Below are 9755 nucleotides of genomic sequence, written 5' to 3'. Positions count from 1 at the left end.
CGTCGGAGTAGGAGTGGGCGTGGGTTCCGGAGTCGGCGTGGGTGTGGGCTGCGGCTGCACAATGGCCAGGGCCTCTTCGGCTTTTAGCTCCCCCCGAACCAGCTTGGAGAGGGTGTCTTGGCCGCCAGGGGTGTAGGTGATCTCGCGGGCGGCGCTGTTGAACACATTGCGGATGGGATCCCCTTTGCTGTCCACCAGTTCCAGCACCATCACATTGCGACCGGGCCTGAAGCCCTTCAGATAAAAAGACTCCCAGCGATCCAGCAGGCCGGATTGGCCGTTGAGGGTGTAGCGGATCCGCCAGTCCCGTGGCAAGTCACTCAACAGGCTCTCCCGCACCGGGGCATTGGCCAGCCAGAAATCCACCAAGATTGGCTCGGCCCCGTAGCTGCCTGTGGGGCGGTTGTAGGTGAGCAGGGGCAGTTGCGGCTGTGGTACGTACTCAGGGGTGGGAGCTAACACGTGAAAGCTGACCTGGGCATAGGCTTCAGAGTTTTTGAAGCTCTCGTGCCAGGGTTTGCCGGCAAACACCCGCAGAGTATGGGATCCCGGCTCCAAATCCTTGAAAACGAGGGGAGCATCGGCATCGTAATGGGCGATGTAGGGCCGGTTGTCCAGCACCACGTGCAGATGAGGGCCAAGACCCAATTGCGGATCTTTGAAAAGTGGGTACCCTTGCACCGCGAAGCGAACGGTTACCTGCCGCTCTGGCAACACCTCACCTGGCTTGGGGCTGAGGATCTGAACTTGCGGGCGACAATACTGCAAATGGGCATCCAGCTTGGCAATCTCCGGGGGAACCGGCACGCGCTCTAGCTGGGGAAGCTGTTCCTGCGGGGGTTTAGGCGGGGATCCCCCACAAGAGGCCAAAACGAGGGCGGTCAACAGACAGATCCACCATCTCAACAACCCCCACCTTCTCAACCTGGCATTTCCCGCGTGTTCTTGCATGAGCCTTACATCCCAATGCTCTTTGTATCCTGCCGAGCCGCAGACAAGCCATCCCCACATTACCAGCATGTGTCCTTTGGGGAGGATCCCTTCCCCCGCCCTAGAATGGGATCAACTGGCCTGGCTCAAGCCGGGTCGGAGACACTTTTGAGGTCGTGTATGGCTCTGTTGGCGATAACAGCTCTTGCGGGCATGGATCTGGCCCAGTGGCAAGCTCTGCTCAACAACGTGGCGTTTGCCATTTCTCTGGGGGCCATGCTGTTCTACTGGGGTGGGGCAGCTTTTCCCCAGGTGCAGCTTTTGGCCGAATTGGGCCTAGCGGGGATGATCGGGGCAAACTTGACGATGGCCGCCCTGTTGACGGCCCGCTGGATCGATGCAGGCTACTTCCCCTTGAGTAATCTGTACGAGTCTTTGTTTTTCCTGGCCTGGGGGATCACCGCTTTGCACCTGCTGGCCCTCCACTGGAGCCGCAGCCGCTGGGTGGGGGTCATGACCGCCCCAGTTGTAACCGGGATCGTAGCCTTTGCTGCCTTGGTGCTGCCGGAAGATATGCAGGTAGCCCAGCCCCTCGTGCCGGCTTTGCAATCCAACTGGCTGATGATGCACGTGACTGTGATGTTGCTGGCCTACGCGGCGCTGCTGGTGGGATCCCTTCTCTCCATCAGCTTTCTCATCGTCACTCGCGGTCAGGAAGTGCATCTCAAGGGCAACTCCCTCGGCCTGCAATTTCGCCCTCCCCAACCCCAGACCCATCCCGAATGGGCGGAAGCCACCCTGCCTTCCCCGGCTTCAGAACTGGCCTACGCCGGCCTCCGCTCCCCCCGTCCTGCCCCCTCGTCGGCTGAGCTCCCTCCCCAACCGGCCCCAGAAGGGATCCCCTGGCAACGGCTGAGCCTGGCAGAAATCTTGGACAACACCAGCTACCGGCTGATCGGGCTGGGGTTCCCCCTGCTCACCATCGGCATTATTGCCGGCGCCGTTTGGGCCAACGAAGCCTGGGGTACCTACTGGAGCTGGGATCCGAAAGAAACCTGGGCCTTGATTACCTGGTTGGTCTTTGCCGCCTATTTGCACGCCCGCATCACCAAAGGCTGGCAAGGCAGACGCCCCGCCCTCTTGGCCAGCTTAGGCTTTGGGGTGGTTTGGGTGTGTTATCTGGGGGTGAACTTTCTGGGCAAAGGCTTACACAGTTATGGCTGGTTTTTCTAAGAAACCGATCCCCGTTTATGAGTATCCTGGTGCTGGCAAGCCGTAGTGGATCCCTTCGAGGAGAAAAACGATGCGACTGTTCAACTACCTGATCTTGTTTTCAGCCCTCCTGGCCATTGCCCTCTTTGCCATGCAAAACGCCACCCCGGTCACGGTTACTTTTGCCCCCGGCGTCAGCGTTGAAAGCCCTCTGGTGATGGAACTTCTGGCATCTGCCGGGATTGGGGCCGCCCTCGCCTGGCTGTATAGCCTCTGGATGCGCGTACAGTTCAGCATCGAAGCCCGGGAAAAAAATCGGCAACTGCAGGAGAAGGAAGTCACCATCACCGAACTCAAGGAAATGGTGGTGGAGCTGGAAGCCAAAGTGAAGCAACTGCCCCCCAGCAAGCGCGCCGAACCCCAAGAAGACATCCAGGACGTAAAAGAAGTGGCCACTGAGGGATCCCCTGCCTAGAATCTCCAGGTTGACCCACAGGCCGTTGAGGTAGAATTGAACTTCTACTTGCCCCTCTCCCTAGCTCATACTTCCTATGCAGGTTATCCAAGAAAAACGCCCTGGCAGCCGGGTCGGTCTCAAAATCGTGGTAGAAGCCGACCGGGTGAAGCGCTCCTACGAAAAAACCTTGCGTCAACTGGAGCAGAATATCCAAATTCCGGGATTCCGCAAGGGCAAGGCCCCCCGCAATCTTGTTGTGCGGCAGGTGGGCCGCGAGCGCATCATGGCCAGTGCTGTGGATGACCTGATCAGCGAGGCCATTCAACAGGCTTTCAAGGAAGCTCAGCTCACCCCCATCAGTCGGTTCGAGCTGGATGATGAGGTGGGTCAGCTCTTGGCTCAGTTCAACCCCGAAGCAGACTTCAGCTTCTCAGGATATGTTGAGGTGTACCCCGAAGCCCGCGTTGGCCAATACAAAGGGCTGACCGTTACGGCAACCCGTGTTGACGTCAAGCCTGAGCAAATTGACCAGCTCATCGACCGATGGCGGGATCAGCGGGCCACCCTCTTGCCGGTAGAAGATCGGCCTGCTCAGTTGGGGGATGTGGTGGTGATCGATTTTGCAGCCCGCGATGCAGAAGGCAATCCCCTCGACGAGATGACCACCCAGGACTTCCAGCTGGAACTCAAGGAAGACAACTTCATCCCCGGTTTTGTGGCGGGCATCGTGGGCATGCAGCTCGACGAAACCAAGGAGATCGCAGCCACCTTCCCCGATGACTACTTCAGAAAAGAGTTGGCCGGGAAAACGGTTACCTTCACTGTCTGCCTGAGGGAGATCAAGGCCAAGGAGCTGCCCGAATTGGATGATGCCTTTGTGCAAGAGATCAGCAGCTTCCAAACGGTGGCCGAACTGCGGGAGCACTTGCAAAAGCGCCTTGAACAGGATGCCCTGACACAATCTGAGGAGAACCTCGAAACCGCCATCCTCAACGCCATCTTGGAGACTACCGAGGTGGATCTGCCCGAGACCCTAGTCGAGCAGGAAACGACGCAACTGCTATCCCAAAGCCTTCACTCGCTGCAACAGCAGCAAGGGGTCACGCCAGGCGAGATCCGCAAGCTCCTGTCCCAACTGCCGCCTGAAACCCTTAACCAGTTGAAAGAGCGCCACCGACCCGAAGCCATCGACCGGCTGCGGCGCACCTTGGCCCTGAGCGCCATCGTTCGGCAAGAGCAAATTGCCGTAGGCTCTACGGAGTTGGACGTGGAAGTGGAAGAGGTGATGGCGGCCTATGCCCAGCAAGGCCAAAAGCTGGATCGGGAACGAGTACGCCAAGCCGTCTATGAAGGCTTGCTGACCGACAAGGTGATGGCTTGGCTGAAGTCTCAGACCACGGTCAACTGGGTCGATAGCGAGGGGAATCCAACCCAGGCACCTACTTCTTTGGCAGGCTCAGAGGAGAGGGTTGAAGTGCCAGAGGCCGAGTTTGAGGCCGATGAGCCAGAAGCAGAGGTATCCGGGATCCCTGAGGCAATTGAATCCTCATCAGAGACGGCTACGGGGGCGGAAACGGATGGAGAAGCTGCAGCTGCGGAAGCCGAGCCAGCTACAGAAAAGGCTGTAGAAGCATCCCCTGCTGAAACCGTCTCAGCCTCTGCGGCAGAGGCAACGCTCCCAGTTGAGGAGAAAGCGGCAGAGACCGCTACAGAGATCCCGGCAGCAGAAAAGCCCAAGCCGAGCAAAAAGGACAAAAAAGGCAAGTGAATGCGCTGGGGATTTTCTGGCTGAGGGCATTTCCTTCAAAAGCAAGGGGGCGCAGCCCCTAGTGTTCCAAGTCGCAAAAAATAGATATCTACCACTGCTGGCAGTGGCAAAGGGGAGCGTTTAGGGTTTATCCTATTCGCAACATCTGCAAGAGGGCAGGCTGCCATGAAGGGATTTGCGCGCGTACTTGGGGCTTGGGGGATCCTCACCCTGATCGCCGGGATCTCGCCCGGCAGCGCTGTGGGCCAATCGGCCTTGCCTCCTGTGCCCATCATGCCCTCGGATCCCCAAGGTTCGTTTCCCGATCCAGGGATCCCGGCAGCCCCTTCGCCTCCCCGTGAGCCGGTCGGGCTGGATCTCCGCCATCTGGTGGGATTGTTCATCAACGAGTCCTTGGGTGCAGGCAACCAAGCTGCCGCAGTCAGTTACAACGACCTCTACACCCGCCTGTTGGCCCGAAGCTACGGGGATCCCCGCCCCCCCATTGAGGTGGAGTACGAGTTCATTCAAGAGATCCTGCGGGAGTATGGGGATCCCGCCGATCGCTTCTGGGATCCGCAAGCTTTCAAGGACTTGCTCAACCGTCCCCGTCCTCCCGTACAAGCCCGCGGGATCGGCCCGCGCCAGGTTTACTTGGCTGTGCCGGATCTCACCCCGGCCACAGCTCAGCAAATCCGCCAAACCCTCTACACCCAAGACTACAGCCAGGGCATTGTCCTCGACCTGCGCGGAGCTGTGGGCTACGACCCCCAAGTGGTGGCCGATGTGGCGCGCCTATTTCTGCCCCGCTCCGTCCAGCCGCTGCTGATTACCGAAGACCGATTTGGGCAGCCCACCCTCTGGAACAGCGAAAATCTGCCCATTGCCGCCGGGATCCCATTGGCCGTTCTGGTGGATGGCAACACCCGCCAGGGGGCCACCCTCCTGGCTGCCCAGTTGGGAGCCAGCGGCAGCACCCTCATTTTGGGGCAGCCCACCCAGGGCAGCGAACGACAAACCCGCTTCTTTGCCCTTCCCTCCGGCGCGGCGGTGGAACTGGCCGTGGCCACCTGGAAAACAGGGGATGGTCGCTCTTTGGAGCGGGGTCTGGTGCCCTTGCAGACCGTGGAAGGAGATGACAATGCTTGGCTGAATGCCGGCCTGCAAGCGCTGGCCTTGCCCCCCCGGCGACCTGCCCTGCCCCCACGGCCTACAGTGCTGGTGCAAGAGGGTCGAGTCGGTCGCTTTGAGCTGGGCATGGATACCCGCAACGTGGATACCCACCTGCTGGGCAATGTCGATCAGATCCCAGCGGCCTCTGGAGCCAATGTGTTTCAGCCCAACAGCGACTTGAAGATCTTTTACCTACAAGACTACATCCTCTTCACCTACCGTCATCCGGGCATTGTGGATAGCTTTTTCGCCAACCGCATCTACACCACCCACCCGGAAGCCATGACCGGCGAAGGGATCCGCATCGGCTCCACCTATTCGGAAGTGATCGCCGTTTACGGCGGGCCCGGCGAGAACGGCTACAACGAGGTGGTACCCTATCCCAAGGGAAGCCGAGAATATCTGCGCGACGACCGCTACTACGTCAACTACGATGCCCTGGGCCTGGCCTTTGCCTTTGAGGTGGGATCCAACCAGGTCACGGCCATTGGCCTGTTCAAGCCGGGGAGCTGAAGGCGAGGGCAACTGGGGAATCTCTGTTGGCTTGCCAGAGGGTTCGGGGATCCCGCCCATCTCCACGTTGTCCCCTGCCGGAGAAAAGTTAATCGATTGTTAATCTTTTTGTCCTGATCTCTCAACATCGCCCGGAGCGATGCGGTAGATTAGTGCAGCAACCCCCGCAAAGGGGATTTTTTGTGCCATCTACGGACTGTAGGAGAAGCTCTTGGCAAACGTCGTGGTTGTCGGTGCCCAGTGGGGCGATGAAGGAAAAGGGAAGATCACCGACCTCCTCAGTGAAAAGGCCCATGTGGTCGTCCGCTATCAAGGTGGGGTGAATGCAGGGCATACCCTGGTGGTGGGGGGCCAAACCTTCAAGCTACACTTGATCCCCTCTGGCATTCTCTACCCCGACAAACGCTGCATCATCGCCAGCGGCACGGTGATCGATCCCGAGGTTCTGCTGGCCGAGATCGACCAACTGCATCAATTGGGCATTTCCACCGACAACCTGTTCATTGCCGAAACGGCCCACGTCACCCTGCCCTACCACCGGGTCATTGACATCGCAGAAGAGGAGCGGCGTGGCATTTACCGGCTGGGCACCACCGGCCGGGGCATTGGCCCCACCTATGCCGACAAGGCCGAGCGCATGGGCATTCGCGTCGTGGACTTGATGTACCCTGACCAGCTGCGGGAGCGCCTCAGTTGGGCCATTCCCTACAAAAATGTCTTGCTGGAAAAGATCTATAACTTGCCGCCCTTGGATCCCGAGCCAATTATCGAGCAATACCTGGCCTATGCCGAGCGGCTGCGCCCCTATGTTACCGACGCTGCTCTGCTTCTCACCCAAGCCATCGAAGATCGGGAGAACATCCTGTTTGAAGGGGCTCAAGGCACCCTGTTGGATCTCGACTACGGCACCTACCCCTACGTCACCTCCTCCCATCCCATTGCCGGTGGCGCTTGTATTGGCGCTGGGATCGGCCCCACCAGCATTGACCGGGTGATCGGGGTGGCCAAAGCCTACACCACCCGCGTTGGCGAAGGCCCTTTCCCCACCGAGCTCAAAGATGAGATCGGGGCGTACCTGGGGGCAACCGGTGCTGAATTTGGCACCACCACAGGGCGACAACGGCGCTGCGGCTGGTTTGACGGGGTAATTGGGCGCTACGCGGTGCGAATCAATGGCCTAGACTGCCTGGCCATCACCAAACTGGATGTGCTGGATGGCTTGGATGAGATCAAGGTGTGCGTGGCCTACGAGTACCAGGGGCGGGAAATTCGTCACTTTCCCAGCGATGCCCGGGTTTTCGCCCAGTGCAAACCCATCTACGAAACCCTGCCGGGCTGGAAATGTTCCACCAAAGATTGCCGCTCCATCCAAGACTTGCCCCCCGAAGCCCATGATTACCTGAAGTTTTTGGCACAGTTGATGCAGGTGCCGATTGCCATTGTTTCTCTGGGGGCCAGCCGCGACCAGACGATTATCGTCGAGGATCCCATCCACGGCCCCAAGCGGGCCCTTCTCTACCCCAATGGTGGCAAGCGCGCCCACGCCCTCATGCCCGACTGAGTGGGCTCAAGAACAATTGGGAACAAGGGCAATCATAGGGCAATCATTAACAATGTAGTGATCAAATGCTCAGTAATGATCAATGTGAGTTAAGTTATGGTCATTTCAGGTTAGGGTGAAACGCCTAAGCTACGGAGAAAAGCCTTCCGGCCCTGTGCGTTCAACGTCTTAGGTGTGGATGCAGTGTCCTAGTTTATAGTCATTTAAGAGGGAGTAAAACTGTTCCGTTGTCTTGCTTCCCAGCTCCTCACTGCCGAGCGAATAGGAAGCGTCTTAATCTAACTTGAAATAACTGCAATGGGTCAGAAAATCAATGGTTTAGCTAGTCCGCTGGGAAGCCTCGCCCTCTATGCATCAGCATGAGGGTCGGGATGAAAGGCGGTCTTTGTGCTGTGGTCAACCTAGCTGTACAGAACAGCTTTGTTGGAATCTGGTGCAGCTACGCGGTGAGACATCCTGTGTCTGCTCGCTGAGGGTTCTTGCGATAGCTACCCGTTGAGGCGAGAAGCCTGCTCCGTACTACCTAGCAGTCGGAGTCGGGAGTACGTCACGGAAAACAATATTGCCGTAGCTGGGCCAGTTCTGCCTCGCTGAGATCTTGCCACTGGCCGGGAGCAAGCCCCGCCAGAGAGAGGGGCCCCAGTCCAACCCGAACCAACCGCAAAGTTGGGATCCCAACAGCGGCAGTCATGCGGCGCACCTGGCGATTGCGACCCTCCCGCAGCGTCAGTTCCAGCCAGGTGGTGGGGATGGAGCGGCGAAAGCGAATGGGGGGATCCCGTGGCGGCAGGGTGGGTTCCTCAGCCAAGACCTTAACCTGGGCCGGGCGCGTTTTTCGCCCTTGGATGATCAGCCCCTGTTGCAGCTGTTGCAGGGCTTGGGGGGTGGGGATCCCTTCCACCTGAACCCAGTAGATGCGCTCATGGCCGAACTTGGGATCGATCAAGCGGGCATTGAGGCGACCATCATCGGTCAGCAGGAGCAGCCCTTCGCTGTCGCGATCCAGTCGCCCCACCGGATAAACCCTGGGCACCGGGATAAAAGACTGGAGGGTGGGCCGTCCCTCTCGGTCGGTGAATTGGGTGAGCACGCCATAGGGCTTGTAGAACTTGAGATAGCGCATGACACACAAAACAACAAAACTGTGAACCCAACCTTTCCAATCTTTAAGATTTGGCAGAAGGATTTGGCAGAGCGGCTTCAACGGTAAGATCAAGCCTTAAGGAGCAATATCCCTCCATCGCCAGCAGCGTTTGACGGGGCTCACCCCATGACCATAGACAACAACTTACTCTGGGTTTTGGTTGGAACAGCAGGGCTCTCTCTCCTCAGCCTGGTGTACGTGCTGGTGGATGAGGGCAACAAACGTCGCCGCTACGAACAGCAAAAGGAAAAAGAAGCTGCTCAGCCACCTGCGGTTGTTCCTGCAGAAGAAGCCGGGATCCCAGCTGCACCTCCTCCTTCTGCTCCTGAACCTGTTGCTGCTCAGCCCGCTTCAGCGCCACACACTGCTGACGGGTTCCCAGAAGCGTCGCGTAGCGATGACGAGGAGCCAGAAACCTCCCCGGAAGCGGTTCGCGCCAGCAGGACAGAGTCCTTGCCCAGCCCTGAGGACTCTGCTCTCCTCAAGGAGCCGGATACAGGGCCTGACCCCGCAGAGGAAATGCCGAAAGATACCCCATAACAGTTTTTTTCGGTTCTGGGGAAGTTCTGGGGATAGATGGGATCCCCATCCCGCAAGAGGGGAGCTTCATGCCCTCATCAGGGTTTGCTCTCCGTAGCGCAGCATCATCTCCAAAGCCGCGAGACGGTTGCCCCAAACTTGAACTCGATAGGGGTTGCGCAGAGATTCCAGCCGCATCCAAGTGGCAAGATTGGTTTTCAAGTTGCCCAGTTGCTGACGGGCTTGTTCCAGGGCTTCCGGGGTGGGATCCGCTGCCAAGGCCGCCAGGGATCCCTGCACCCGCTCTATTTGCTCCATCCATTGGCTGTGCTCCCACAACCCCAACCGTTTCTGCTCGAGCAAAAACATCCACTCCTGCCGCAGCGCCTGGAAGCGATCCCGAACAGCCCCAAAGGGATCCCGATAGGGAATGCGAGTCGAGGCAATGGCGGAGGACGTAAACTACCCGGCTCCGACCGCTAAGCGGTACGGAGCGGGC

8 protein-coding genes and 1 pseudogene are annotated in these 9755 nt (G+C 58.8%); 6 read left to right on the top strand and 3 right to left on the bottom strand.

The window, feature by feature from the left end:
- Positions 1 to 885 (bottom strand): annotated as a pseudogene (locus NW843_RS10010) (hypothetical protein); the annotation flags it as partial.
- Positions 886 to 1143: 258 nt separating this feature from the next.
- Between NW843_RS10010 and ccsB the strand changes: the two are divergent.
- The 5 genes from ccsB (at position 1144) to NW843_RS09985 (ending at position 7593) form a co-directional block, all read left to right on the top strand.
- Positions 1144 to 2163, top strand: a complete 1020-nt coding sequence (gene ccsB / locus NW843_RS10005) for a c-type cytochrome biogenesis protein CcsB (RefSeq protein WP_414388903.1) — start codon at positions 1144 to 1146, stop codon at positions 2161 to 2163.
- Positions 2164 to 2233: 70 nt separating this feature from the next.
- Positions 2234 to 2617: a lipopolysaccharide assembly LapA domain-containing protein gene (locus NW843_RS10000; RefSeq protein ID WP_011431755.1), complete on the top strand. Its 384-nt coding sequence runs from the start codon at positions 2234 to 2236 to the stop codon at positions 2615 to 2617.
- 76 nt (positions 2618 to 2693) lie between these two features.
- Positions 2694 to 4367: a trigger factor gene (gene tig, locus NW843_RS09995; protein WP_414522848.1), complete on the top strand. Its 1674-nt coding sequence runs from the start codon at positions 2694 to 2696 to the stop codon at positions 4365 to 4367.
- A gap of 165 nt (positions 4368 to 4532) precedes the next feature.
- Positions 4533 to 6032 (top strand): S41 family peptidase, encoded by a 1500-nt coding sequence (locus NW843_RS09990; protein WP_414522847.1) that lies wholly within the window; start codon positions 4533 to 4535, stop codon positions 6030 to 6032.
- Between the two features lie 211 nt (positions 6033 to 6243).
- A complete protein-coding gene (locus NW843_RS09985; RefSeq protein ID WP_011431751.1) occupies positions 6244 to 7593 on the top strand; it encodes an adenylosuccinate synthase in 1350 nt (449 codons plus the stop codon).
- 547 nt (positions 7594 to 8140) lie between these two features.
- Here the strand turns inward: NW843_RS09985 and NW843_RS09980 are convergent.
- Positions 8141 to 8716, bottom strand: a complete 576-nt coding sequence (locus NW843_RS09980; protein WP_414522846.1) for a pseudouridine synthase — start codon at positions 8714 to 8716, stop codon at positions 8141 to 8143.
- 147 nt (positions 8717 to 8863) lie between these two features.
- Here NW843_RS09980 and NW843_RS09975 point away from each other — a divergent pair, with 147 nt between their 5' ends.
- A complete protein-coding gene (locus tag NW843_RS09975; RefSeq protein WP_414343809.1) occupies positions 8864 to 9277 on the top strand; it encodes a hypothetical protein in 414 nt (137 codons plus the stop codon).
- 66 nt (positions 9278 to 9343) lie between these two features.
- On the opposite strand, the gene NW843_RS09970 is transcribed toward NW843_RS09975, so the two are convergent.
- The gene (locus tag NW843_RS09970; protein WP_414343807.1) at positions 9344 to 9625 is read right to left on the bottom strand and encodes a hypothetical protein; all 282 of its coding nucleotides are present in this window, start codon (positions 9623 to 9625) and stop codon (positions 9344 to 9346) included.
- Positions 9626 to 9755: the final 130 nt, after the last annotated feature.

It is taken from the genome of Synechococcus sp. R5-12, from assembly GCF_047502655.1.
Taxonomy (GTDB): domain Bacteria; phylum Cyanobacteriota; class Cyanobacteriia; order Thermostichales; family Thermostichaceae; genus Thermostichus.
The sequence above is the reverse complement of the archived record's forward strand: the minus strand, read 5'-3'. Positions and strand labels throughout refer to the sequence as shown.